The 26,850-nt window shown below is 50.8% G+C and carries 22 protein-coding genes, 1 tRNA gene and 2 pseudogenes; 17 read left to right on the top strand and 8 right to left on the bottom strand.

The features are described 5' to 3' along the window. Nucleotides 1-32 precede the first annotated feature (32 nt). The 8 genes and pseudogenes from lipA to RGU75_RS23065 all read left to right on the top strand — a co-directional run bounded on the left by lipA (nt 33) and on the right by RGU75_RS23065 (nt 8,290). Complete coding sequence (gene lipA, locus RGU75_RS23100) at nt 33-1,043, top strand: lipoyl synthase (RefSeq protein WP_322240062.1); 1,011 nt, start codon at nt 33-35, stop codon at nt 1,041-1,043. Nucleotides 1,044-1,149: 106 nt separating this feature from the next. Beyond that, nucleotides 1,150-1,500: an iron-sulfur cluster insertion protein ErpA gene (gene erpA, locus RGU75_RS23095; protein ID WP_322240060.1), complete on the top strand. Its 351-nt coding sequence runs from the start codon at nt 1,150-1,152 to the stop codon at nt 1,498-1,500. Nucleotides 1,501-1,508: 8 nt separating this feature from the next. After that, nucleotides 1,509-1,895 carry a group II truncated hemoglobin gene (locus tag RGU75_RS23090; protein ID WP_322240058.1) on the top strand — a complete coding sequence of 129 codons (387 nt, stop codon included), beginning with the start codon at nt 1,509-1,511 and terminating at the stop codon, nt 1,893-1,895. Nucleotides 1,896-1,912: 17 nt separating this feature from the next. Further along, on the top strand, nt 1,913-3,811 hold the full coding sequence (gene dxs, locus RGU75_RS23085; RefSeq protein ID WP_322240056.1) for a 1-deoxy-D-xylulose-5-phosphate synthase: 1,899 nt from the start codon (nt 1,913-1,915) through the stop codon (nt 3,809-3,811). 1 nt (nt 3,812) lies between these two features. Further along, nucleotides 3,813-4,301, top strand: a complete 489-nt coding sequence (nuoI, locus tag RGU75_RS23080) for an NADH-quinone oxidoreductase subunit NuoI (protein WP_322240054.1) — start codon at nt 3,813-3,815, stop codon at nt 4,299-4,301. 107 nt (nt 4,302-4,408) lie between these two features. Continuing rightward, nucleotides 4,409-5,350 (top strand): annotated as a pseudogene (ispH, locus tag RGU75_RS23075) (4-hydroxy-3-methylbut-2-enyl diphosphate reductase). A 310-nt stretch (nt 5,351-5,660) separates the two neighbouring features. Beyond that, entirely contained in the window at nt 5,661-6,890 is a 1,230-nt protein-coding gene (gene serA, locus RGU75_RS23070) for a phosphoglycerate dehydrogenase (protein WP_322240747.1), read from the top strand. A gap of 17 nt (nt 6,891-6,907) precedes the next feature. After that, the gene (locus tag RGU75_RS23065; protein ID WP_322240052.1) at nt 6,908-8,290 is read left to right on the top strand and encodes an FAD-binding oxidoreductase; all 1,383 of its coding nucleotides are present in this window, start codon (nt 6,908-6,910) and stop codon (nt 8,288-8,290) included. Nucleotides 8,291-8,677: 387 nt separating this feature from the next. On the opposite strand, the gene RGU75_RS23060 is transcribed toward RGU75_RS23065, so the two are convergent. The 7 genes and pseudogenes from RGU75_RS23060 to RGU75_RS23030 form a co-directional block, all read right to left on the bottom strand. Then, nucleotides 8,678-9,852, bottom strand: a protein-coding gene (locus RGU75_RS23060) for an IS3 family transposase (RefSeq protein ID WP_322240050.1) whose coding sequence is annotated in 2 segments (ribosomal slippage) — nt 8,678-9,582 and nt 9,582-9,852 — 1,176 coding nt in all. Because the reading frame shifts where the segments join, the coding sequence is not laid out codon by codon here. A gap of 59 nt (nt 9,853-9,911) precedes the next feature. Next, nucleotides 9,912-10,280 (bottom strand): annotated as a pseudogene (locus tag RGU75_RS23055) (type I restriction endonuclease); the annotation flags it as partial. 92 nt (nt 10,281-10,372) lie between these two features. After that, a complete protein-coding gene (istB, locus tag RGU75_RS23050) occupies nt 10,373-11,143 on the bottom strand; it encodes an IS21-like element helper ATPase IstB (protein WP_322232626.1) in 771 nt (256 codons plus the stop codon). An 11-nt stretch (nt 11,144-11,154) separates the two neighbouring features. After that, nucleotides 11,155-12,678, bottom strand: a complete 1,524-nt coding sequence (istA, locus tag RGU75_RS23045; RefSeq protein WP_322240175.1) for an IS21 family transposase — start codon at nt 12,676-12,678, stop codon at nt 11,155-11,157. Nucleotides 12,679-13,552: 874 nt separating this feature from the next. Next, nucleotides 13,553-14,578: a site-specific integrase gene (locus RGU75_RS23040; protein ID WP_322240048.1), complete on the bottom strand. Its 1,026-nt coding sequence runs from the start codon at nt 14,576-14,578 to the stop codon at nt 13,553-13,555. Nucleotides 14,579-14,736: 158 nt separating this feature from the next. Further along, nucleotides 14,737-14,812: transfer RNA gene (locus tag RGU75_RS23035), tRNA-Asn, on the bottom strand. Between the two features lie 128 nt (nt 14,813-14,940). Beyond that, nucleotides 14,941-16,158 carry an amino acid aminotransferase gene (locus RGU75_RS23030; RefSeq protein WP_322240046.1) on the bottom strand — a complete coding sequence of 406 codons (1,218 nt, stop codon included), beginning with the start codon at nt 16,156-16,158 and terminating at the stop codon, nt 14,941-14,943. A gap of 278 nt (nt 16,159-16,436) precedes the next feature. Here RGU75_RS23030 and uvrB point away from each other — a divergent pair, with 278 nt between their 5' ends. Both uvrB and RGU75_RS23020 read left to right on the top strand, forming a co-directional pair. Beyond that, nucleotides 16,437-18,530 (top strand): excinuclease ABC subunit UvrB, encoded by a 2,094-nt coding sequence (gene uvrB / locus RGU75_RS23025; RefSeq protein ID WP_322240044.1) that lies wholly within the window; start codon nt 16,437-16,439, stop codon nt 18,528-18,530. Between the two features lie 215 nt (nt 18,531-18,745). Further along, nucleotides 18,746-19,552 (top strand): uracil-DNA glycosylase, encoded by an 807-nt coding sequence (locus tag RGU75_RS23020; RefSeq protein WP_416186842.1) that lies wholly within the window; start codon nt 18,746-18,748, stop codon nt 19,550-19,552. 41 nt (nt 19,553-19,593) lie between these two features. On the opposite strand, the gene RGU75_RS23015 is transcribed toward RGU75_RS23020, so the two are convergent. Further along, entirely contained in the window at nt 19,594-20,475 is an 882-nt protein-coding gene (locus RGU75_RS23015) for a TetR/AcrR family transcriptional regulator (protein ID WP_322240042.1), read from the bottom strand. A 354-nt stretch (nt 20,476-20,829) separates the two neighbouring features. On the opposite strand from RGU75_RS23015, the gene iscR reads away from it, so the two are divergent. The 7 genes from iscR (at nt 20,830) to hscA (ending at nt 26,818) form a co-directional block, all read left to right on the top strand. Further along, nucleotides 20,830-21,324, top strand: a complete 495-nt coding sequence (gene iscR / locus RGU75_RS23010; protein WP_322240040.1) for a Fe-S cluster assembly transcriptional regulator IscR — start codon at nt 20,830-20,832, stop codon at nt 21,322-21,324. An 18-nt stretch (nt 21,325-21,342) separates the two neighbouring features. Then, entirely contained in the window at nt 21,343-22,596 is a 1,254-nt protein-coding gene (locus tag RGU75_RS23005; RefSeq protein ID WP_322240038.1) for an IscS subfamily cysteine desulfurase, read from the top strand. A gap of 81 nt (nt 22,597-22,677) precedes the next feature. Then, nucleotides 22,678-23,082, top strand: coding sequence for a Fe-S cluster assembly scaffold IscU (gene iscU, locus RGU75_RS23000; protein WP_322240036.1), 405 nt, complete (start codon nt 22,678-22,680; stop codon nt 23,080-23,082). Between the two features lie 211 nt (nt 23,083-23,293). Then, nucleotides 23,294-23,617 (top strand): iron-sulfur cluster assembly protein IscA, encoded by a 324-nt coding sequence (iscA, locus tag RGU75_RS22995; protein ID WP_108442383.1) that lies wholly within the window; start codon nt 23,294-23,296, stop codon nt 23,615-23,617. Between the two features lie 164 nt (nt 23,618-23,781). Further along, entirely contained in the window at nt 23,782-24,297 is a 516-nt protein-coding gene (gene hscB, locus RGU75_RS22990) for a Fe-S protein assembly co-chaperone HscB (protein WP_322240034.1), read from the top strand. 36 nt (nt 24,298-24,333) lie between these two features. Then, a complete protein-coding gene (locus RGU75_RS22985; protein WP_322240032.1) occupies nt 24,334-24,948 on the top strand; it encodes a LysE family translocator in 615 nt (204 codons plus the stop codon). Nucleotides 24,949-24,952: 4 nt separating this feature from the next. Beyond that, a complete protein-coding gene (hscA, locus tag RGU75_RS22980; protein ID WP_322240030.1) occupies nt 24,953-26,818 on the top strand; it encodes a Fe-S protein assembly chaperone HscA in 1,866 nt (621 codons plus the stop codon). Nucleotides 26,819-26,850 lie beyond the last annotated feature (32 nt).

Genomic DNA, 26,850 nt, shown 5'->3' with positions numbered 1-26,850 from the left:
TCTACAAGCTTAAAGGCGAGGACAGCAGCACGATGACTATCGAAACCATCCGCTTTAGAAATGTCGTGTCTGTGGTAGCGCAGACAGCATCGCCCAATACTCGGCGCGATCAACAAAGGGGCTCGCAGAAGACCAAACGTGACGACACTCTTGCCGCGGAAAGATTGCCAAAACCAAATTGGATACGCGTCAAGGCGGCGTCAGCCTCAGGCCGCTACAAAGACATCAAGGAGATCGTGCGCACCAATCAGCTGGTGACCGTGTGTGAAGAAGCCTCTTGCCCTAACATTGGTGAATGTTGGAGTAAGGGTGCCGCGACCTTCATGATCATGGGCGACAAATGCACGCGGCGCTGCCGATTCTGCAACGTTAGCACCGGTCGCCCCAACCCGCTCGATAGCACCGAGCCGGAACGGCTCGCCGAGACGATCGCCTTGATGAAACTCCATTACGTCGTGATTACCTCAGTGGACCGCGATGATTTGATTGACGGCGGTGCTGGCCATTTTGTTGAATGCATACGCCAGATACGGTCACGCTCACCCAACACGCGCATCGAAATCCTTACGCCTGATTTTGGCGGCCGGCTGGATTTGGCGCTCAGCATCCTCAGCACCGCGCCGCCGGACGTATTGAACCACAATATCGAAACCGTGCCGCGCCTGTACAAAGAAGCCCGCCCCGGTGCAGATTTTCAAAACTCACTCAACTTGTTAAAAAATTTCAAGCACGCGCATCCCGCCATACCGACCAAGTCCGGTCTCATGGTGGGGCTGGGTGAGACCGATGCCGAAATCTTGCAAGTGATGCGTGATTTGCGTGCGCACGCTGTCAGCATGTTGACCATCGGGCAGTACTTGCAACCGTCCGGCGGTCACATGCCGGTGCTGCGTTATGTGCACCCGGACACCTTCAAAATGTACGAGGAAGAAGCCTACAAAATGCACTTTGTGAATGCCGCCTCGGGCCCTATGGTGCGTAGTTCATACCATGCCGATCAGCAGGCATATAAGGCAGGAATCGTTGCCAGTGATCAGCAGTAAATGAAACAAAGCAGTTGCAGTAAAACATCCACCGTTAATAGCTGCACTGAACAAGACAAAAAGTGCGCCATTAACGGTTCATTTGAATATTTATCTGGAGTCATCAATGAACGCCATTACTGAAATGCCAGCACCGATTATCTTTAGTGATAACGCCGCAAGAAAAGTCGCCCAATTAATTGAAGAAGAAGGAAATGCAGAGCTAAAGTTACGCGTATTTGTGCAGGGCGGCGGTTGCTCAGGGTTCCAATACGGCTTCACTTTTGACGAAGTGGCCAATGAAGATGATACGACGATGGTTAAAAATGGCGTTCAGTTGCTGATCGATTCCATGAGTTACCAGTACCTGGTCGGCGCAGAAATCGACTACAAGGATGACTTGGAAGGGGCGCAGTTCGTCATCAAGAATCCTGGCGCGACGTCAACCTGCGGCTGCGGCTCTTCTTTTTCGGCCTGATTGTCAACATGACGACGCATTACGACCGCATCGGGGGCGTTGAAAAGGTGCGTGCCCTAGTCACGCGCTTCTACCAGCTCATGGATGAGCTACCCGAATCTTATGGCATCCGGCAACTACACCCCGGCAACTTGCGCGACTCTGAGGACAAGCTGTTCAAATATTTGTGTGGCTGGATGGGCGGACCAGCGCTGTATGTACAGGAGTACGGCCATCCGATGTTGCGTCGTCGGCACCTGCCATTTCCTATCGGCGAGTCTGAACGCGACCAATGGCTGCTATGCATGAACTGGGCATTGCGTGAAGAGGTAGAGAATGCCGATCTGCGCCGTGAGTTGTCGAGCGCATTTGCCAAAGTCGCCGACCATATGCAAAACAAACAAGGGCCTGTTTAGTAGAGAATTAAGCTGGTATGAATTTACTCAATGACATTAACAGCCCAGTCGATTTGCGTCGACTGTCGCATGCGCAACTACCAATACTGGCCGAAGAGCTGCGCCAATTCGTCCTCGATTCGGTGTCCCAAACAGGCGGTCATTTGTCGTCTAATTTGGGGACGGTCGAACTGACCATCGCGCTGCATTATGTCTTTAATACCCCGGAAGATCGCCTGGTTTGGGACATTGGCCATCAAACTTACCCGCATAAAATTCTCACTGGGCGGCGTGATCAGATGAAAACCTTGCGTCAGTTGAATGGCATTTCCGGATTTCCACGACGTGATGAAAGTGCCTACGATACCTTTGGCACAGCCCACGCATCGACCTCAATTTCGGCGGCTCTGGGTATGGCACGGGCAGCGCTGACCAAAGGTGAAATGGAGCGTCGCGTGATCGCGGTGATAGGCGACGGTGCCATGACTGCCGGAATGGCGTTCGAAGCGATGAACAACGCCGGCGTGTATGAGGATATTAATCTATTGGTGATTCTCAACGACAATGATATGTCGATCTCGCCACCGGTCGGGGCCTTGAATCGTTATCTGGCGCGCTTGATGTCCGGCCAGTTTTACGCCAAGGCCAAGAATACGGGTAAGGCCATACTACCGGAGCCGGTGTTCCAATTGGCCAAGCGCTTTGAAGAGCACACCAAAGGCATGGTTGTACCTGCGACGCTGTTTGAGGAGTTGGGTTTTAATTACATAGGACCGATCGATGGCCATGATCTGGACTCCTTGATTCCGACTCTGCACAACATAAAACATCTGAAAGGCCCGCAATTTCTGCATGTCGTGACTAAAAAAGGTAACGGCTACAAACTGGCAGAGGCTGATCCGGTGCTCTATCACGGCCCGGGGAAATTCAATCCGCTCGAAGGTATTCAGCCAGCGACTTCCAGCAAGATGACCTACACCCAGGTGTTTAGCGACTGGTTGTGCGATATGGCCGCGCAAGACGATAAGCTCATAGGCATCACGCCCGCGATGGCCGGTGGTTCTGGGCTGATCGAGTTTGAACAGCGCTTTCCCAAGCGCTATTACGATGTCGGCATTGCCGAGCAGCACGCAGTGACCTTTGCCGCAGGTCTCGCCTGCGAAGGTCTAAAGCCGGTCGTGGCCATTTATTCCACCTTCTTACAGCGTGCCTACGATCAGCTGATACACGACGTCGCGTTGCAAAATTTGGATGTCACATTTGCGCTCGATCGTGCTGGCCTGGTTGGCGCGGATGGGGCTACCCATGCGGGCAATTACGACATCGCCTATTTGCGTTGCATCCCCAACATGGTGCTCATGGCAGCTTCTGACGAAAATGAATGTCGGCAGATGTTAAGCACCGCCTACCACTACCCAGGGCCGGCTGCGGTGCGCTATCCCCGTGGGGGCGGATTGGGTGTCGCCATCGATAAGGCATTGACTGTGCTGCCGTTTGGCCAAGGTGAATTACGGCGTCAAGGTAAGGGCATTGCGATTTTGGCTTTTGGTACGATGCTGGCGCCAAGTCTGTGCGTTGGCGAAATACTCAACGCCAGCGTCGCCAATATGCGTTTCATCAAGCCACTCGATATAGCGCTACTGCTTGATCTGGCACATAGCCATGATGCCTTGGTCACGGTCGAAGAGGGTTCGATCATGGGGGGAGCCGGTGCTGCGGTGGCAGAAGCACTGGCTGCTGCTGGATGTGTCAAAGCGCTATTGCACTTGGGCTTGCCAGATCGCTTTATCGATCACGGTGATGCGACGCAATTGCTGGCCATGTGCGGATTGAATACAGAAGGTATTACAACGAGTATCCGTCATCGTTTTGGTAATGAGTCGGTCTGCTTGCTCGCCACTCAGAACCAAGTCACCTTAGGGTTGGTTAGGAAATAACATGAACGCCATTAAAGAGTTTTTTGCCAGTTTGATGCTACGTGACTTGATCAAGGGGCTAGCTCTGACTGGACGTTATCTGTTTGCGCGAAAGATCACGATTCAATTTCCCGAAGAAAAAACGCCACTCTCCCCGCGCTTTCGTGGTCTGCATGCATTGCGTCGCTACCCGAACGGTGAAGAGCGCTGTATCGCCTGCCAATTATGCGAAGCAGTCTGTCCGGCGCTGGCCATTACGATCGAATCGGAACAGTGTGATGATGGTTCACGTCGCACGACACGTTACGATATCGACCTGACCAAATGTATTTTCTGCGGTTTTTGCGAAGAAGCCTGTCCGGTCGATGCCATCGTCGAAACGCATATTCTGGAATATCACGGTGAAAAACGCGGCGATCTCTACTTCACCAAGGAAATGTTGCTAGCGATCGGGGATCGTTATGAAACAGAAATTGCGGCAGCGCGAGCAGCGGACGCGCCCTACCGTTGATTCACGTGTTGGCTGACCGTGGTTTAATTTTAACTATCTGTTTGTGGTGCGCGTCGTTAATGTTAAAGAAAGAATAAACGGTAGATTAATGGACATACTAAGAAAAAATGGATAACGAAATACTGCTCGCGCAGCCACGCGGATTCTGTGCTGGGGTTGACCGGGCAATCGACATTGTCAAGAGAGCCTTGGCCCAATTTGGCGCGCCTATTTATGTGCGTCACGAAATCGTGCATAACGCTTATGTTGTCAATGGCTTGCGTAATAAAGGCGTTATTTTCATCGAAGAATTAAGCGAAGTTCCACCTGGTAATACGGTCATTTTTTCTGCGCACGGAGTCCCTAAAGTAGTGGTCGCCGAGGCTGCCGAACGCGGCTTGCGGGTGTTCGATGCGACTTGTCCGCTGGTCACCAAGGTGCATAGCGAGGTCGCCAAGATGCGGAGCGAAGGACGCGAAATTGTTATGATAGGTCATGCTGGGCACCCGGAAGTGGAAGGCACGATGGGACAGGCCAACGAGGGCATTTATCTGGTTGAGACAGTCGCCGATGTCGAGAATCTTCAGGTGAAAATGCCCAACATGTTGGCCTATGTAACGCAAACCACATTGTCAGTCGACGATACTGCCGACATGATAGCGACATTAAAACGCAAATTCCCCACGATTGCGGAGCCTAAAAAAGGCGACATATGCTACGCCACTACGAATCGCCAGGAAGCCGTCAAATTCATGGCGCTGCAGGTTGATGTAGTGATCGTTATCGGTAGCCCGAATAGTTCCAATGCCAATCGTTTGCGCGAAGTTGCGGAAAAAAAATGGGCGCTGGCTTATATGGTAAAGAGCGCTGCGTAAATCGATCCAGCATGGCTAGGAGGGAAAAAGCGCATCGGTGTCACTGCTGGCGCTTCCTCTCCCGAGATTTTGGTGCAGGGGGTAGTCGATCGCTTGAAGGAATATGGTGCGAAGAGTGTGCGGATATTGGAAGGAGTAGAGGAGACAGTTGTTTTTCCACTGCCTAGAGGGCTGAGTCCTGTTATCGGGGTTTAAGGCGCATGTGCGGATGCTGGATATGCCGGTGCGCCAGCGCTATGTTCAATCGAAGCAATTGGTTACATTGCGCGCATAAAGAGACAGCAGTAATGAAACAAAGCAATAGCAATTGCAGCAAAACATCTACCGTTAATAGTTGCACTGAACAAGACAAAAAGTGCGCCATTAACGGTTCATTTGAATATTTAATTTGAGTCATTAATACCTTCGCCGCGCTCGACGTGGCTTCAATCAACACTAGGCTGGCGCCGACTTGAGAAGCCGGCGCTGCGTTTTACCCTATTTTTTTATGAAGCAAGGAATTGTAATGAGCCAATTATCTTTAGATAAATCAAAAATCCGCTTTCTGTTGCTGGAAGGTGTACATAAAAATGCCGTCGATGTCTTGAGCGGCAATGGTTACACCAATATTGACTACCTGCACACGGCGCTCGATGAAGATGCGCTGATCGAAAAAATCAGGAACGTCCACTTCGTCGGCATCCGCTCGCGCACCAAAATTAATGAAAGAGTGTTGCAAGCGGCCGATAAACTGATTGCCATTGGCTGCTTCTGTATCGGCACCAACCAGGTCAATCTGCGCGCAGCGATGGCCAAAGGCATTCCTGTTTTCAATGCGCCCCATTCCAATACTCGCTCTGTGGCTGAACTTGTGCTGGCCGAAGCCATCCTGCTATTGCGCGGAATTCCGGAGAAAAATGCACTGGTGCATCGCGGCGGTTGGTCGAAATCTGCGGAAGGCTCGTTTGAAGCCCGTGGCAAGACACTGGGTATTGTCGGTTATGGCAACATCGGCAGTCAATTATCCGTGCTGGCCGAAGCGCTGGGCATGCATGTAATTTATTATGATGCCATCACCAAACTAGCACTGGGTAATGCCCGTCAGCTGGGCACACTGGACGAGCTCTTGGCGCAAGCCGATGTCGTATCCCTGCATGTGCCTGAAATTGCCTCGACCGAAAACATGATGGGGGCCAAACAATTTGCAACAATGAAACCTGGCAGCATCTTTATCAATGCAGCACGTGGTAGTTGCGTCGATATCGACGCGCTGGCTGAGGCGCTAGAAAGCAAACAACTCGGTGGCGCTTCTATCGACGTGTTCCCAAAAGAACCGAAAGCCAACGATGAAGAATTTCTGTCGCCGCTGCGTCGATTCGACAACGTTATTTTAACGCCGCATATCGGTGGCTCGACGTTGGAAGCCCAGGCTAATATCGGTCTAGAAGTGGCCGAGAAATTTGTCCGCTACTCCGATACCGGCGCCACGCTGTCCGCCGTGAACTTCCCGGAAGTGGCGGTGCCGCTGCTTGCAGGAAAACACCGTTTGCTGCACATACACAAAAATATTCCCGGTGTATTGTCAGCCATTAACCGCATTTTTTCCGAAAATGGCTTCAATATCGCTGCACAAAGCCTGATGACCAACGATGCGCTCGGTTATCTGGTGATGGATGTCGATGCCGACTACTCGACCGTGGCGCTGCACAAGCTGCAGGAAGTCGAGGGGACGATTTGGGCCCGCGTATTGTATTGATGAATCGACACCAGACCATGATTGAAAAACTGCAAGCCATCGTCGGCGCGACGCACGTCAAAATCGATGTCGACAGCCTGGCAAACTGGGCTTGTGACGCAAGCCGCCAATATGCGCCGGCCGCCACAGCCATTGTGTTTCCAGCCAGCACCGAAGAAGTGCAAGCCATCGTCAAACTGGCCAATCTGAAAAAAATCGCTTTGGTGCCATCGGGTGGCCGCACCGGCTTGTCGGCCGGCGCCGTGGCCGCGCATGGCGAAGTCGTGGTCAGCTTCGACCGGATGAACAAAGTGCTCGAGTTCTTACCTCTCGATCATATGGTGCGGGTCCAGGCTGGCGTGCTGACCGGACAACTTCAGCAGTTTGCCATCGAGCAAGGGCTGTATTATCCGGTCAATTTTGCGTCGGCCGGTTCCAGCCAGATCGGCGGCAATATTGCCACCAACGCCGGCGGAATCAAGGTGATCCGTTATGGCATGACCCGCGACTGGGTGCTTGGTTTGACCGTCGTCACCGGCAACGGCGACATTTTGCACCTGAACAAGGGTATGACGAAAAATGCGACCGGATATGACTTGCGGCATTTGTTTATCGGTGCCGAAGGCACGCTCGGTTTTATTACCGAAGCGGAGATCCGACTGGAACGCCAACCGCACGATTTGTGTGTGATGGTACTGGGTATGCCGGACTTCAATTCGATCATGCATGTCCTGGAGGCGTTTCAAGCCAGGCTGGACTTGACCGCATTCGAGTTTTTTTCGGAACTGGCGCTGCAATGCGTGATTGCCGGTGGCGATGTGGCCCGTCCGTTCGAGGATGCGACACCGTTTTATGTGTTGCTCGAATTTGAAGCTTCATCGCCCACCGTTGAAGAGCAGGCGATGCACGTCTTTGAAGCGTGCATGGAGGCCGGCTGGGTACAAAATGGCGTGATGAGCCAGAGCGAAACCCAGGCCAGGCAGTTATGGCGCCTGCGTGAGGACATTTCGGCGACGATCGCCAAATTTACGCCGTACAAAAACGATATTTCCGTGTTGATTACGCATGTTCCGGCATTTATTGCCGACATCGACGCTATCGTGCAGGCCAACTATCCGGACTTCGATATCGTCTGGTTTGGCCATATTGGGGATGGTAATTTGCACCTGAATATTCTCAAGCCTGCTAACTTGGGCAAGGACGAGTTCTTTGCCAAATGTCAGATTGTGAACCGATCGGTGTTTGAAACCGTGCAAAAATATGACGGTTCAATTTCTGCTGAACACGGTGTCGGCATGACCAAGAAGCCGTATTTGGGCTATACCCGGTCAAAGGAGGAAATTGCGTATTTACAGGCGATCAAGCAGGTGTTTGATCCGAACAGCATCATTAATCCGGGCAAAATTTTTGACCTGACATAGACAGCATTTGCGCGCACTGACTGTTCTGCAACTATGTGTAGCGCCCTCAAACCGGCGGAATTTGTCCATCTCAAATCACCAAACCAGCGATGGGATCTACATTGATCGGTTCGTCCTACGTTCGAAGTTGCTGCGGAGTTGTTTTAAGTTTTTCATATTGAAAAAGGTTATTGATTTTTACAGGACAAGCCTGATCGGTCTGATTTCGGTGTCTGCGGCCCGTCGGTAAACAGTTGTTTGGCGACAGGTCAGTTGCAAATGCTGGAGGCGGCGGCAACTGCCATCGAGCTGATCGAATCGAACATTTTGAATCCAGGCGGAGAGTTCGCTGGCTTGTTCGTGCAAGAACCGCAGAGTGAGGTGAACTGTCAATCCCGGACACACGTCTCAAGCAGATTTTTTCTGCCGGTTAAAATTATCAGCAAAAGCAGCTGGGGATAAATACCCCAATCGTGAATGCCTTCGTTGACGGTTATAAAAGATTTCGATGTACTCACCAATAGATGCCTCAGCTTCGGCACGGGTGGCATATCGCCGATGATGTACCAGCTCATTTTTTAAGCTGCCCCAACAACTTTCCATTGGTGCATTGTCATAACAGTTTCCTTTGCGTGACATGGACGCTTGCATGTCAAATTGCTCTAACAACAGGCGATAAGCATGGGCGCAATATTGGCTGCCACGATCAGAGTGATGGATCAGTCCAGCGGATGGTCGTTGAAGTGCTACTGCACGCCATAGAGCACGGCTGGTTAGCGTTTGCGTCATCCGATCACCCATCGCATAACCGACGATTTCACAGGTAAAGACATCCTTAATACCAGCCAAATATAACCAGCCCTCTTGAGTCGGAATATAGGTGATATTAGTGACCCATACTTGATTCGGTTGAGTCGGATTAAACGTTTGATTCAGTAAATTGTCAGCCACTGGAAAGCTATGATTGGAATTGGTCGTCACTTTAAATTGCCGCTTTTGCTTGCAAACAATACCTAACTGACGACGCAATCTCGTGAGCCGATCCCGCCCAACCGTAAATCCATCATTTGCCAATTCAGGCTGCAAACGTCTTACGCTATACGTTTCACGGGTACGTCGATGCGCTACTTTGATTGCTATTTTTAACCGTTCATCTTCGCAACTGCGCTCGCTCGGAACACGTGTCAGCCAATCGTAAAAACCACTGCGTGATACGACCAATACTTTACACAGTAGCTTCACAGGATAGTGGAGTTGCAATGTTTTCACGTGCGCGTACCGGGTAGCGACTCCCGTGCAAAGTACGCCGTTGCTTTTTTTAATATATCGCGTTCCTGGCGCGTTTCATGCAGTTCACGCCGCATTTTAGCTAGCTCTTCTTCCAGCTCCGCCACACTTCGAGATCCAGCCACTGTCATCACTTTGCCAGACTTATTACCCATGGCAAGAACTACCCATTTGTTCAAATTACTTTGCGACATCCCTAGTCGCATGGCCGCCTCTCTTCCTGACAGACCTTGTTCTAATACCATTTTTACCGCTTCAGCTTTGTACTCGTCGCTGTATCTCTTTTGCGTTTTCATCCACACTCCTTTGAACTCAGTTTATCAAATTCGTGTGTCCGTTTTTTTCAGACTACCTCATAACGCGGAGCGCGTCCTCCGCCGTCATCGTAATAGGGCATTTCCACAGTGTGAAGGGCATCGGGTGTTTCTAGCCCTTTCCACTGAAAGTAGCGCTGCCACAGTTCTGCGGGTGAGGGGAAAGCATCCAATGCCAGTTCCTGCTCGGTCCTTTTAGCCAGCCCAGTACGGTCATGCATCAGGAAGGCATCGCCATTGGAGCTAAACACAAACGGTACGCCGAGGGTTTCGGCATAGTTCAAAGCCTGTTGCATGCCAGCCCCGACGCTTTGAGCGTTTTCCTCGGCTTCGATGACTGCTAGCGGGATATTTGGCTTGTAGTACAAGATGTAATCTGCGCGCTTTTGTTCACCACGGGTATGCAGTTTTGCGTATTCTGGTCAACGTGACCGCTCATTCTGGCCGATCGTGACCGCTGCGCCTGCGATGTTGTTACGCGGTTAAATTGTAATGTCTGCGGTCACGATGGGTCGATAGTTTTCTCCTTTTTGCTGGTTTTAGGTCGTTCTGCGCCACGCAGTGAATCGCCGGTCAGTGTCAGCCGATGATTGCGCTGCAGAATGCGGTCCAGGATGGCGTCGGCAATAGTGGCGTCGCCAATCCAGGCATGCCAATGGTCAACAGGAAGTTGACTGGTAATAATCGTCGCTCTGTTTGCCGCCCGGTCGTCAATCATCTCCAGCAAGTCGGAACGGGTCGTGCTGTCGATCGCGCCCATGCCCCAGTCATCAAGTACCAAGACATCGATCTTGGCGAGTTGGAGCAGCCATTTCCCAAAGCTGCCGCTGCCGTGCCGGATGCGTAGTTCTTCCTGTAGACGGGGTACGCGTTGATAAACAGCAGAGTATCCGCGCCGACAGGCGTACTGTGCCAGTGCGCAGGCCAGCCACGATTTGCCAGCACCGGTCGGTCCGGTAATGAGAATGCTGTGGCCAGCACTGACCCAATCTCCCAGCGCCAGACTCATCACTTCACGGCGGTCGATGCCACGCCCCGAGCGGGCATCAATGTCTTCAATCGCCGCTTGTGCGTATTTCAGGTGGGCGTTCTTAAGCAGGCGCAGGAGCTTGCGGTCATTGCGGCAATGGACTTCGCGATCAACCAAGAGTGCCAGACGTTCCTCGAAACTCATCGCCGCCATACTGGCCTGCGTCAATTGTTCCTCCAGTCCGGTCGCTAAGCCATCGAGTTTTAAGGTCCGCAATTGGGCCAGAGTGGTATGCATCATCATCGTTGACATCCTCATTGATAGTAATCAGGGCCACGCACATGGGCATGGTCAGGACTGACCCAATCGCCAACTGGGGCACACGGTGTGCGATCACGGTTATTTTTGAGAATGTCACGGACGTGGCGGTATTGGCAGGCACCGAGCTGTAAGGCCAGCATGCATCCTGCTTCAAGACGTGGCTTGCCGTAGCGCTTGGCCAATGACAGCAGACCAAGACAGGCACGGTAGCCGTGCTCGGGATGTCTGTTCTCGGCCATCAGACGCGTCACCGCCTCCGCTGTCGCCGTACCGATGGTCTGTCCCCAGTGAATCAGTCGCTGTGGCGTCCATTCCAATTGCGCACGATGCGCCACCGGCATATGCAGGGTGTCGGTGGTGAACCCGCCTTCGCCACTGTTGCGCGGATGACTGGCGACACGTTGACCGCGATGCAGGATTTCCACTGTCGTCGCTGTCATCCGGGCTTCCAGCACCTGACCGACCAGGGCTTGCGGCACACTGTAGTGATGGCGGCCGATCTCAACGTGGTAATCGTTATGCACCCTGACAGTCTTGAAATGCGCCATCTCATAACATTGCAATGGCAAAGGCCGTAGCGCCGGGACATCGAGTTGGGCAAACGCACTGGCGCGACTACCGGGTAGCTTCTGAAACGGCTTATCGTTAAGTACGCTCAGCAGCGGTGCGATGGCGACATCGACCTCGTGGACGCTGCTAAATTGCTGATGTCGCAGACGCGCCATGATCCAGCGCTCGACGATCTGCACTGCTGATTCGGCCTTCGCTTTATCCTGAGGATGACGCGGACGGGCTGGCAAGATGGAGGTGCCGTAGTGGCGCGCAAAATCGCGTACGGTGTCGTTACTGCGTGGTTCGTAGCGATTGGCGTCGGCGATCATAGCCTTCGGATTATCGGGAACAATCAACTGCGGTACCCCGCCGAAGAAGCGCAGCGCACGCGCTGTCGAAGTGAGCCAGTCGGCCATCGTCTCACGCGGCGTAGCACAGGCATAGGTGTAGCTCGATGCGCCCAGAGCAGCGACGAAGATGTGGGCACGGCTACCATCAGTGAGACCGATAGTCGGACCAGCATAATCAATGAACAGTTTCTCGCCAGCCCGGTGAATCTGGCGCATAGAGCGTTTGAGCTGTTTGGCAAACTGCCGGTAATTCACGCAGAACTGTGAGTAGGCATAGGTCTGGTGCTGGGCATAATCGGCACGATACTCTTCCCATAGCAACATCAGCGTCATCCCCTTGCGCCGCAGTTCGTGATGCAGCCTGGCGTAATCTGGCTGGACATGGTCTCGGGTCCGTTCTGGCGTGACCAAAAGCCGGTGCGCCAACTCGGTGTCGTCTACATCTTGCACCGCCGACCAGTCCAAACCGGCAACGGCGGCCAGGCCGACATACTTGGTGACGACTCCTTTTGAAATCCCCAGTGCTGCGGCAATCTGCTGGTGCGATAGTTTGGCATCCAGTTTTAAACGTAATACGTCTTTTATCTTACGCATAGTGATCCTTTGTACGGGCACGTTGTCTCCAGACAAACTGGAAGCGTACCCGTTCGGTTGCTCTATGCGTAACATCATCACGGTGCTGTACGACACCATTCCGGTATCGTGACCGATGATTCTGCTATCGTGACCGCCGATTCTGGTCGGGCTTGAAATCGGTCACGATAGACCGGAATGAGCGGTCACGATGCGCCAGAATGGTCGGTCACGATAGACCAGAATCGGTGGTCACGATCGGCCAGAATACCCACAGTTTGCCGCGCACAATCACGCGCCCCTTGGTAAAGCTCACTTCCTCGCGAATCTGAGTATGCAGATCCCAGCCTGCGGCCGTTATGGCCGGTGTGATGTACTTGGAGCAGATGTCGCGTTCGGAAAGGCTTTTCTTGTCAACGATAGGAAAGGATGTCCTCGTGTGTATCCGGGCAGTTGGCTTGCTTGCAAAGGTAGTGTTATTTAACTATTTGCAACATTTTATCTTACCAGAGGACTAGTTTATTGATGTTTTCAAGCATTATCGAGATACGTATACCTTCAATCTATTTCTTTTTGAAAAAACTCCATACAGTGAGGATTAATTGCTGATTCCCAACTTCCGATGCGGTTGTGAAAGTGCAGACTTGCATCAAGCATTATCAAAGAAATGGATTTCCCCTAAATTAGTGGCACTTAATAGTGTCTACTGAATTAGGGGAAGTCCAGCTAACTCACTATTCATGATGCCAATTCATGTGCTTACTTAGTGGAGTTTAGGCCAGGATCATCAGTTGCTTGCCTTGGAGGCGCTTTCACCGTGACGAATTAAATAAATTATTACATTGGAGTTGCTATATAAATGGTGTTATCGAGAAATTGAAGTCGAATCTGTACCCAAAAAAATCGAAGCAGGGCACTATCCGAGCTTTTCTAAAAGGCTTTCCGGTTTAAGGTGTGTGTATCTTTTGAGCATTTGCATACTTTTATGTCCAGTGATGCTGGCTACCTCCATCGGGTGCAATCCTTTTTCGAAGAGGCGCGATGCAGCTTCGTGTCGCAGATCGTGCCAACGCAGGTCTTTGATTTGAAGTTTCGCAAGGGCGCGTTTCCAAATACAAATGACTGCATTTGCAGTGGTATCCAGCACGAGTCCAGAGTTTGACAACGCGATTTCGCCTTTGTCATCTCTTGGACAGATCGCATGTAATGTCTTGATAGCATGTTTCGATAACGGTAATATCGCAGGCACGCCCTTATTCGCAATTTCTATAGCACCGGCCGGAAACCGTATCATGCGTGCCGATAGATCTATCCACTCCCACCGAAGTTTAAATAGCATACCTTGTCGCAGGCTTGTTTCAATGGCGAGATCGAAGGCGCATGCGGCACACTTGTTCTCACTTGCATTCAAACGTTCAAGGATCAGATCGTATTCTCCGATTTCCAAGCGGCGACTGCGGGCACGACTGCCAGCGGGCTTTCGAATATTTTGTAGGGGATTGGGAAGGCTTTCCATACCCCATTCTTTGCGAGCAATCTCGAATAGATGGCTGATGAGCTGGAGTTCCAGTCGGATTGTATTTTCTGCTCGACCGGCTTCTCGCCTAGCGTCCCTATAACGGGCAAAATCGGCACCCTTAAGGTTCGCCAGGGTTCGGTAGCAAAGGTCATTTTGCAGCCACCTGTTAATGCGACAGGTTTCTTGGTAGGGGTGGCGCTTGGTTGGGACGATATCTTTATTGTAGCGCTCAAGCGCCTCGCGTAGGGTAGTACGTTCTGCCTCGGCCCTATCAGCGTATAGACCCGAGTCCATTTCCGATTCAATACGGCGTGCCCATTGTTGGGCCTGCTTCTGAGTATCGAAGGTGCGATATGTCGGTTTGTATCCTTTGCGCCGAACTTCAGCTCTCCAATAGGCCCCGCGTTCCTTGATATATGCCATTCCAGTTTCTCCGATCGTTAATAAGGCGCTTGGTCTGGATTCTTTCATTCCGGCAGATTTCCGGCAAAGGCCAGTTTTTGAATCTAATCGGGAATAGATAGACGAAAAAAAAGCACTCCGATTTCTCGTAAGTGCTTGATTCTCTACTACTAGTGTTCTGGCTCCCCGACCTGGACTCGAACCAGGGACCTGCGGATTAACAGTCCGTCGCTCTACCAACTGAGCTATCAGGGAAAAGAAAGAAGCAGAATTATAGTCTCGAAAGATTCAAACTGTCAAATTTTTCGTCATTTAATTTGCAATCTTTTTTGGCCGAAAACGTTTTAAACTCAATATCGTCTTCGTCCAAAAGAGCCCGTATATTAAAGGACTTTTGCGATTGACGCTACAACATAATCAATATTTTTCGTATTTAATGCAGCAACACAAATACGACCGGTATCGATGGTGTGGATTGAGTACTCGTCGCGCAGTTTTTCTACCTGTGCTTTGGTGAGGCCTGTGTATGAAAACATGCCGCGCTGTTTGGTGACGAAGCTGAAATCGTGGGCGGGTGCTTGTTCTTTTAATTTCTTGGCGAGCAGTTCGCGCATTTCGCGGATACGTACGCGCATGCCTGCCAGTTCTTCTTCCCATAATGCACGCAGCTCTGGCGATGCCAGTGCGGTGGCGACTACCTGACCGCCGTGAATCGGTGGGTTGGAGTAGTTGGTGCGGATGACGCGCTTGAGTTGCGACATGATGCGACCGGCTTCTTCTGCGGATGTGGCGACGATGCTTAATGCACCTACGCGTTCGCCGTACAGTGAAAACGATTTAGAGAATGAGTTCGAGATGAACAGTGGGCCGCCAGCGTCAGTGAAGCGACGTACGACTTCGCCGTCAGCGTCAATGCCGTCGCCAAATCCTTGATAGGCCATATCGAGGAAAGGAATTAATCCATTTTGCGTGACAACCTGAATGACTTCGGTCCATTGGTCGCTGCTTAGATCGGCGCCAGTTGGGTTGTGGCAGCAAGCGTGCAACAAGACAATCGATCCGCGTGGCATTGCCTTCAATGCGTCGAGCATGGCCGCAAAATTGACGCCGCGTGTAGCCGCGTCGTAGTACGGATAGTTGTTGACCGTGAAGCCTGCAAATTCAAACAATGCGCGGTGGTTTTCCCAGCTTGGATCGCTGATCCATACCTGCGTATCTTCTGCAGAAAAGCGTTTGAGAAAATCTGCACCTAGCTTCAACGCGCCAGTGCCGCCGATGGCTTGCACGGTGATGGCGCGCTTCTCTTTAATTACGGCACTGTCGGCCCCAAATACTAGTTCTTGGACAGCTTTGTCGTACGCGGCTAAACCGTCGATAGGCAAGTAAGTACGCGGTGACAGTTTTTCTATCAGTTGCGCCTCGGCTTTGCGTACGCATTGCAGTAGCGGTACTTTGCTATCGTCGTCGGAGTACACGCCAACGCCGAGGTTGATTTTGTTCGGATTTTTGTCAGAGTTGAAGCCGTCAGTGACGCCAAGGATAGGATCGCGTGGCGCCATTTCGATGGCGGTGAAGAGGGAGGCTGAAAGAGGAGCGTTCATCGTGATAACATAAAAAGTTGGCTGCCAACAGGAGGTTTGCAGCTAGGAGTTTGCCGGACTATGGAAATCGACTACAAAATGACCTGGGCGGTCCGTATTTCACCAGTTTCTTGACCAATAGCATGCTATTGGCGCTGTGAATCCGGCAAAATCTATCCTCGCCCAGCCCATTTCTCGCTTCGACTCCCACAGTCCGACAGACTCCAGGTTGAATGCTGTGCCGGATCACAATCGAGGCGGCGCGAAATAACATCATATTCTACCAAAGGTCGACGCTCATGGCTGACAAATCACAAGTTGCACAGGTTTCTAACAAGATTGATGATTCGAAGATCGTCACGTTTCCCAATTCGCCTTATAAATTGTTCCAGCCATTTTTGCCGGCTGGTGATCAACCAGCGGCGATCGATAAGTTGTCTGAGGGCATTGAAGACGGACTGTTTTACCAGACTTTGCTGGGTGTAACGGGCTCGGGTAAGACTTATACGATGGCTAATGTGATTGCACGGATGGGGCGTCCGGCGATCATATTTGCGCCTAATAAGACGCTTGCGGCGCAACTATATAGCGAGTTCCGAGAATTCTTTCCGCAGAACGCGGTGGAATACTTCGTTAGTTACTACGATTATTACCAGCCGGAAGCCTACGTACCGCAGCGAGACTTGTTTATTGAGAAAGATTCATCCATCAATGAGCATATCGAGCAAATGCGGTTGTCGTGCACAAAATCGTTGATGGAGCGGCGCGATGTTGTAATCGTTGCAACTGTATCGGCTATTTACGGTATTGGTAACCCGAGCGAATACCATCAGATGATTTTGACCCTGCGCGTGAGGGATAAGGTGAGCCAGCGGGATCTGATTGCGCGGTTGATTCAGATGCAATACACCCGCAATGAAATCGATTTTGGGCGCGGTACGTTCCGCGTGCGTGGCGACACGGTAGATGTGTTTCCGGCTGAGCATGCGGAGTTGGCGTTGCGCATTGAGATGTTCGATGACGAAATCGACAGTCTTCAACTATTTGATCCGTTGACCGGGCGTGTCAAGCAAAAGATTCCACGCTTTACGGTTTATCCAGGTTCGCATTATGTGACGCCACGCGGTACGGTGTTGCGCGCCATTGAGACTATCAAGGATGAGTTGCGTGAGCGGCTGGATTTTTTCCGGCGTGAAAACAAGCTCATCGAAGAGCAGCGTATTGAGCAGCGCACCCGATTCGATCTGGAGATGATGCAGGAAATTGGGTTCACTAAAGGAATTGAAAATTATTCGCGCCACCTAAGCGGTGCGAAAGCGGGTGATCCGCCGCCGACTTTAGTTGATTATTTGCCAAAAGATGCATTGATGTTTCTGGATGAGTCGCACGTGCTCATTGGGCAACTTAATGGCATGTATAACGGCGATCGCGCACGAAAGACCAATCTGGTCGATTATGGATTTCGTTTGCCATCCGCGTTGGATAATCGGCCGCTGAGGTTCGATGAGTTTGAGGGCAAGATGCGGCAGACGATTTTTGTTTCGGCGACACCCGCCGATTACGAAAAACAGCATGCTGATCAGGTGGTGGAGCAGGTGGTGCGTCCGACCGGTTTGGTCGATCCGTTGATCGAGGTGCGCCCAGCGTTGAGTCAGGTGGATGACCTGATGACCGAAGCGAACGCTCGCATTAAAAAGGGTGAGCGGGTTCTGGTGACGACGCTGACCAAGCGCATGGCGGAGCAGTTGACTGACTTCTTGAGTGATAACGGTATCAAGGTGCGTTATTTGCACAGTGATATTGAAACGGTCGAGCGCGTTGAAATTATCCGTGATTTGCGTTTGGGTACGTTTGATGTGCTGGTTGGGATTAACTTGTTGCGCGAGGGTCTGGATATTCCAGAGGTATCGTTGGTGGCTATTCTGGATGCGGATAAGGAGGGATTCTTGCGCTCTGAGCGAAGCCTCATTCAAACAATTGGTCGCGCCGCCCGTAACCTGAATGGTACGGCGATTTTGTACGCGGATCGGATGACGGATTCAATGCGCCGTGCAATAGATGAGACCGAACGACGTCGTGCCAAGCAGGTTGCTTTCAATTTTGAAAATGGGATTACGCCGGTTGGTATTCGGAAGGAAATTCGTGACCTGATCGATGGCGTGTACAGTCCTTCGGGCGCGCGGGAGGAGTTGCATGCGGCACAAGATCGCGTGAAGTATGAGTCGATGAGTGAAAAGCAAATGAGTAAAGAAATCAAGCGACTGGAGAAGCAGATGAGTGATCATGCGAAAAATTTGGAGTTTGAAAAGGCGGCGCAAGTGCGGGATCAAATGCATCAGTTGAAGCAGCAGTTGTTTGGTGCGCCGGGAGTGGATAATGTGGTGCCAACTTGATATGCTTTATGTTTAAATTGCGTCGATATTTGAGCTTGAATCAGATTGTAAAAAGACTGAATATAAATTTGAGCATTCATTCAAAAATTAGAGTGAAAAATTGTTATTTAAAATAATTTTTATGCATTATTAGGCATGTTATTAAGCGCAATATTAAGGCACCTTATTGGGCCTTAATATTGTCTCGTTAGGCAACTTGATGAAATTGATTTTAAATGATGAAGCTTGATCCATCTGATGCTGTTATTCCTTCGGATATCCATGTAGCGTTAGAGGTTGCTGATCCCTCCTGGCGTCCAATTTTGTTGGAGGGTTTGTCGGCGATGGCGGCGCTATATCCTGACTATCTGCCTGATTTGGTAAGGTCTGACTTTTTGCCGACGCAAGGGCGTTTGTTTGCTGCTTTTGCGCTGCCTTTGGATGAGGTTGAGTATGTGTTGGTCGGCGAAGGGCCTTATCCGCGGGATGCGAGTGCAACGGGGGTCTGTTTTATGGATGGTGCGGTTGGTGCGTTGTGGTCTGAAAAGGGCCTGTCAAAGCCCGTCAATCGTGCAACGTCGCTGCGTAACTTTATGAAAATGTTGCTGGTCGCGGACGGTCAGTTAAATATTGAGAGGACCGCGGGTGATGCGATGGTGGGGGTTGCATTGCAAGCGCAAAATAGTGCTTCTGCGACAATTCAGACTCTGGCTGAGCTGCAAAAAAATCTGACTGCAAAGGGATTTCTGTTGCTCAACGCGACCTTGGTGTTTCGATCTTCTGTGCCGCCGGTCAAGGAGGCTAAGCCGTGGTTGCCGTTTTTGCAAGTTGTTTTGCGCGGACTGGCAGATCATAGTGTGAATGCGGCGCCTGAATTACCGACGCTGGTGTTGTGGGGAAAGATTGCCGAGCAAGTCAATGCGCTGGCTGTGGCTGCGCAATTCCCGAAGATGATGGCAGAGCATCCTTATAATCTGAGCTTTATCGGAAATGCGCGTATGCAGGGCCTGTTTGGGCCGATGCACTTGTTGCGGAAGGCTTGATTACGTTCTTGTTTTAGGTAGCCTTAATATTGAATGATCATTCAAATTAGACTCATTTGGCGAAGGTCTAATTCAACCGTATTTTCGTCGGTTTCTGATGTGTCGTCTGGCTCTGGGAACATTGATGGCAAAGCTGGCAACCCTTCTGGTTCGCTAGATTTTTTTCCGGCTTTCTTTTTTTCTGGTTTGAACAGATTGGATTGGCGGAGATCGTCTTCGGCTTTTTGGGCTGCTTTTTCCGTCACGGGACGCGCAACCGGTAGTTTGGTTTTTTGGTCTGTTGTTGTTTTAGGTGATTTGTCCTGGCTTGGGTCGCGGGTCAGCCAGCTTGTGAGCATATTGTCAAACAGGGCTAATAACGCTTCTGGCGGGTTTGGTGTGTAGGCTTGCCGTATAACAAGGCCGTCCCACATGGCAGTCAACAGTAGTGCGACTTGCCCTGCATCAAGTTTGCGATCAATTTGTTTGCGTTTTTGTGCCGTGCGCAACATGTCAGCGAGGCCGTCGACCCATTCTGATTCTGCTTTTTTAATGATGGCGCCGACTTTTTTGTTGCGCAGTCCTTCGGCGTAGATTTCTGTCATCAACCCCGCGTCGCTGGTTGCCGCGTAGCGTAAGGCAAAGGCTTGGGTAATGGCAGATAGCGCTTGCGGCAAATTATCGGTGTCATGAAATTCGCTCAGCATCGTGCGTGCCTGACGTCGTTCGTCCTCGGCCATGGCGGCGATAATTGCGTCTTTGCCGGTGAAGTAGCGATAGACGGCACCCGGTCCAAGGCCGACCTCGTTGCAAATTTCTTGCATGGAGGTTTGATGGAAGCCAGTTTTGCGGAAGCATTTTCCGGCCGATTTTAAAATATCGGCGCGTTTCTTCTCAGCTCTATGGGTCGGTGACTGCGGTGTTTTGGATTTGCGGGTGGCCATGCGTCTGTGCTTCTAAATATTTATACCGGAAGGGGCGATATTATAGTGCTATCGATGGCTTGCTTGCGGCCTCGTTTAAAAGAAATGCTGATCTTTTTTGTCTTGCCCGGCGGTATCCTGTGAATGTGATCATTGCAAGGCAGAATAATCCGAGTGACTGAAAGAAATATCGTCAAATAGTGCGCAAATTAGAATAGATTTTGCTATAGAAATATCGTGCAAGTGATTGAAGTTTATATGAATTTTTGAAAATAGGGTAATACCTGACGGATTCACTCAAGTTTGTTATACTAGACAAAATTATTCAGGTATTCCGAATAAAGAATGAAAGAGTGTTCTACGAACGGAGATTCCATGCGGTTGACTACGAAAGGCCGATTTGCAGTAACAGCAATGATCGACCTGGCATCGCGCCAAGGTAACGGCCCTGTCACATTGTCAGCGATCAGCGAGAGGCAAGAAATTTCGTTATCCTATCTGGAGCAGCTGTTCGGAAAGTTACGACGCCACAAAATAGTGGAGTCGGTACGTGGACCTGGTGGTGGCTATAATCTGGCCCGACCAGCAAAAGACGTTACAGTCGCCGACATTATTATTGCCGTCGATGAACCGCTGGATGCAACACAATGCGGCGGGAAAGAAAATTGTCACAGCTCTGATCAAGGCGGTGGTCGATGTATGACACATGATCTGTGGTCGACGTTGAATGCAAAAATGGTTGAATATCTGGATTCGGTTTCGTTGAAAGACTTGGTGGATCAGCAAGAAGCGCACCAAAAAGCGCACCAAAAACCGAAAAACCCTGAACAAAATGTGGTGGTAATGCATCGTTCCCACCTGGTTGCTTGATTGGAGCTTGGAAAAAGTATGAACGCACCCCTGGAAAAAAGCCTGATAGATACATTGAAGGCACCGCACTTCCCTATATATATGGATTACTCAGCAACGACGCCGATTGATCCGCGTGTTGCCGATAAAATGATTCCGTACCTGCGCGAGCAATTCGGTAATCCAGCCTCACGCAGCCATATGTATGGCTGGACTGCAGAGAAAGCAGTTGAAGATGCGCGTGCGCAAGTTGCTGCGCTGGTGAAGGCTGACCCACGTGAAATCATCTGGACATCCGGTGCGACCGAAGGTAATAACCTTGCGCTAAAAGGTGCCGCGAATTTTTACAAAACTAAAGGCAAGCACATCATCACGGTCAAGACCGAGCACAAAGCGGTGCTGGATACCGTCCGTGAACTCGAGCGCCAGGGATTTGAAGCAACTTATTTGCAACCGCAAGATAATGGCTTGATCACCATCGAGCAATTGGAAGCGGCGATTCGCCCAGATACCATTTTGATATCGGTCATGCTGGTGAATAATGAAATTGGCGTGATTCAGCCAATTCAGGAAATCGGCGAATTGTGTCGCAAGAAAGGTATTATTTTCCATTGCGATGCGGCTCAGGCAACCGGCAAGCTTGAAATTGATCTGGAAAACTGGAAAGTCGATCTGATGACTTTCACAGCACACAAAACTTACGGTCCTAAAGGGATTGGCGCGTTGTACGTACGCCGCAAGCCGCGTGTCCGTCTGGAAGCGCAAATGCACGGTGGCGGTCATGAGCGTGGTTTGCGTTCGGGTACATTGCCTACACACCAAATTGTGGGTATGGGTGAAGCGTTCCAGATTGCACAGGAAGAAATGGCGACTGAGCTGGTGCGTATCCGCGCTCTGCGTGATCGTCTGGCGACTGGTTTGCAAACGATGGAAGAAGTGTATGTGAATGGCGACATGGATCATCGTGTTCCGCACAACCTGAACATCAGCTTCAATTACGTCGAAGGCGAATCGCTGGTCATGGCGATCAAAGATATTGCAGTGTCGTCGGGTTCAGCTTGTACTTCAGCTAGTCTGGAACCATCGTATGTTTTGCGTGCACTTGGCCGTAACGACGAATTGGCGCATAGCTCGATCCGTTTCACTATCGGTCGTTTTACGACTGAAGAAGAGATTGATTTCACGATTGATCTCATTAAAGGAAAAGTCGCTAAGCTGCGTGATTTGTCGCCGCTGTGGGATATGTATAAAGACGGGATCGATATTAGTTCGATCCAGTGGGCAGCTCACTAAAAGTTAGCTGATTCTAGTATTTTTTTCGGCTCGTAGTTGACTGACTACTATGCTGCAAGATCCATAACAAGGAGTAGCAAAATGTCCTATTCAGAAAAAGTTCTCGATCATTACGAAAACCCGCGCAATGTTGGTGCCTTCGAAAAGGGCGATGACACTGTCGGTACCGGTATGGTCGGCGCGCCAGCATGCGGCGACGTAATGAAGTTGCAAATCAAGGTCGGCGCAGATGGCGTGATTTTGGATGCAAAGTTTAAAACCTACGGCTGCGGTTCAGCGATTGCATCATCATCGCTGGTCACCGAATGGGTCAAAGGCAAAACGCTCGATCAGGCAATGTCGATCAAAAACACGCAAATTGCCGAAGAGTTGGCACTGCCGCCAGTCAAAATTCACTGCTCAATTTTGGCAGAAGATGCGATTAAAGCGGCAGTTGAAGACTACAAAGCGAAGCATGGAATCGTAGAACACAAACAAGCAGCCTAATTTTCGGACTTACGCAAAGTCGCCCCAGCGGCGTTGTGCTTTCCTTGCCGCACTCACGTGCTGTCTGCGTCGGCACGCCTTGCTGGGACGGCTTTGCGTAAGTCCGAGTTAGTCGTTGTTGATCTGGCTGAGAGCAGCTTCTCCGTGTAGTTGTAGTTGCCGGAACAATGACAACAACTAGCTAAAAAGTAACAGAAAGAGATGACAGGTTATGGCAATTACTCTCACTGAAAAAGCTGCAAAGCATATCAATCGCTACATCGAAAGACGTGGCAAGGGTATCGGCTTGCGTTTTGGTGTGCGCACGACCGGGTGTTCGGGACTGGCTTATAAGCTGGAATACGTTGACGAGAAGACGACTGAAGATGCGGTTTTTGAATCGCACGGGATTCAGGTTTTTGTTGATCCTAAAAGTTTGCCTTACATTGACGGTACTGAACTTGATTTCGCCCGTGAAGGATTGAATGAAGGTTTCAAGTTTTATAATCCGAATGTTAAGGATGAGTGCGGTTGCGGCGAAAGCTTTACCATTTGATGTGACCGGTCGGGTATCAGGCCAAGCAGATTGTGTTGCTGCTCGTTAGGCTTATTTTGAAGCCATAGCGAGTGCAGATGGTTAATTAATAAGTCTGTCGTGTTGTATCCCTCATGGACTAACTAAGCCTGTTGCAGTAGAACAGGCTTTTGTTTTAAGTAAATATGCAAAATCACTTCGATCTGTTCCATCTTCAGCAGCAATTTTCGCTTGATCTTACGGCGCTAGAGCAGGCGTATCACGAGGTTCAGAATCAGATCCATCCGGATCGGTTTGCGAATGCCACCGGCGCTGAAAAACGCGTCGCGATGCAGTGGGCGACGCGTGCCAATGAAGCCTATCAGACTCTCAAAAATCCGTTTAAACGTGCCGCCTATATGTGCGAGCTAAACGGCGTTGACTTGCAGGCTGAATCGAACACGGCAATGCCGGGTAGTTTTTTGATGCAGCAGATGGAGTGGCGCGAGGCCTTGGAAGATGCGCGGGACGCCAAGGACATTGAAGCCTTGGATCGGCTCGATAAGGCATTACGTTTAGCTCGAACCAAAGATTTGATTCAGATTGCCGCAACGCTGGATGCACAAGATTTTGAAAAGGCCGCGCAATACGTGAGGCAATTAATGTTTCTGGAGAAGTTTGGGGAAGAAATTGGTAATACGTTCTCGCTTCTCGAGTCCTGAAATTCACCATGTCTATAACGCAAACAGAAAGCAAGTATGCCTGAAGTCTGGTTGTTTTTACTTGCAGCAATGACGTTGACGCTGGCTCCCGGTCCGGACAATATCTACGTTCTAACGCGTGGTATTGCGCAGGGTAGAAAAGCTGGTTTGGTCGCAGCATTGGGATTTAGCTCTGGTTTGATTTTTCATACGATGTTGGCGGTATTCGGATTTGCGGCATTGATTAAAGCGTCGCCGTCTGCTTACGCATTGCTGCGATATGCAGGTGCTGGCTATTTGATTTATTTGGGAATTTGCACGCTACTGTCGACCGCCGCGATCCAGACCGAGGGTGTATCCAGCGCAATCAAGCTGTCCCGTATTTATTGGCAGAGCGTGATCGCGAATATGTTAAATCCTAAAGTTACCTTATTTTTTATCGCCTTTTTACCGCAGTTTGTGAATGCACGTGCCGGCCATATTCCGGCGCAGATGCTGTTGCTTGCGGTTGTGTTTATATTGCAGGCACTCGCTATTTTTAGCGTGATTGCTTGTTTCTCTGGAATGGTCGGCGCTTTTTTTCAACGCAAAGCATCGGCCGCCACTTACCTGAATCGATTGGCCGGCTCGGCGTTTATCGCCCTCGGTATCCGCATCGCTCTCCCGGAATAAAACTATGGCTCTCCTTCAAATCTCTGAACCTGGCATGTCCACCGCACCGCATCAGCATCGTCTGGCGGTGGGGATTGATCTTGGTACCACCAATTCGCTCGTGGCGACGGTACGTAACAGCATTCCCGAAGTATTGAACGACGAAGAAGGGCGGCCTTTGATGCCGTCAATCGTACGTTACTTGCCTAACGGCCACGCGCACATCGGCTATAAGGCACAGGCCGCGCAAACCAGCGATCCAAAAAATACGATTCTGTCGGTCAAACGCTTTATGGGACGCGGCCTCAAAGATATCGCCTATGTTGAAAATCTGCCTTATGATTTTCAGGATATGCCGGGCATGGTGCAAATCAAAACGATTGCGGGTATCAAAAGTCCGGTTGAAATTTCTGCGCAGATTCTGGCGACGTTACGTCAGCAAGCGGAAGATGCATTGGGCGACGATTTAGTTGGGGCGGTGATTACCGTGCCCGCATACTTCGATGATGCGCAACGTCAGGCGACTAAAGATGCGGCGCAATTGGCGGGTATTAATGTTCTGCGATTGCTCAACGAGCCGACTGCAGCTGCGATTGCTTACGGTCTGGATAACGCGTCGGAAGGTATTTATGTTGTCTACGATTTGGGCGGCGGTACTTTCGACATATCCATCCTGAAATTGACCAAAGGTGTGTTCGAGGTCTTGGCAACTGGTGGCGATTCGGCACTTGGCGGTGATGATTTTGACCATCGTATTTTCTGCTGGATCAGTCAGGAGTCTCAACTCGCACCTCTCTCCGATAGCGACACGCGGGTCTTGATGGTCAAAGCCCGCGAAGCCAAAGAATTACTCTCGTCAAAAACAGAAGTCACCATTGATGCTGCGTTGAGTTCTGGTGAGCAAGTACATTTGACGTTGACCGCGGGCATCTTCGGCGAGCTGACTGCACACCTTGTTGCCAAAACATTGACGCCCACCAGAAAAGCGTTGCGCGATGCGGACCTCACTGCGGATGATATCGATGGCGTCGTGCTCGTCGGCGGCGCAACGCGCATGCCAGCGATCCGCAAGGCGGTGGGCGATTTTTTCAAGACGATCCCTTTGGCGAATATCGATCCCGACAAAGTCGTGGCGTTGGGCGCTGCTATTCAAGCTAATTTGTTGGCTGGCAATCGCGCTCCCGGCGATGACTGGTTGTTGCTTGATGTGATTCCCTTGTCGCTTGGAATTGAAACAATGGGTGGATTAGCTGAAAAAGTCATCCCGCGTAATTCAACGATTCCGTGCGCGCGTGCTCAAGAATTCACCACATTTAAAGATGGTCAAACCGCGTTGGCGGTACATATTGTGCAGGGCGAACGTGAGCTTGTGAGCGATTGTCGTTCCCTCGCACGTTTCGAATTGCGTGGTATTCCGCCAATGGCCGCGGGTGCAGCGCGGATTCGAGTGACGTATCAAGTCGATGCAGATGGCTTGCTATCTGTTTCTGCGCGTGAGTTGCGATCCGGTGTTGAAGCGTCGATCAACGTGAAACCGTCGTATGGGTTGGAAGATGATCAGGTTGCAAAAATGTTGCAGGATTCGTTCACCTCGGCCGACGTTGACATGCAGTTACGGGCGCTGAGAGAGGAGCAGGTAGAAGCTGAGCGAATCGTGCTGGCAACCGAGTCGGCACTGACTAGCGATGCTGCCTTGTTGTCCGAGCAGGAAAATGTGGCGATCGCAGCGTTGATCGTCGAGGTGCGCGCCAAGGCGCAAGGTGATGATCATCTTGCGATCAAGGCGGCGGTCGATGCGTTAGCGCGTGGGACCGAAGAGTTCGCGGCGCGGCGCATGGATCGTAGCGTTCACGATGCGCTTACTGGTAAGACGCTCGATCAGATTTCATAATTTTTTGCCGTTAAGTTTTGAATTAGTCCATA

The organism is Glaciimonas sp. CA11.2 (assembly GCF_034314045.1).
Taxonomy (GTDB): Bacteria; Pseudomonadota; Gammaproteobacteria; order Burkholderiales; family Burkholderiaceae_D; genus Glaciimonas.
This window is presented reverse-complemented; position numbering and strand designations above follow the sequence as displayed.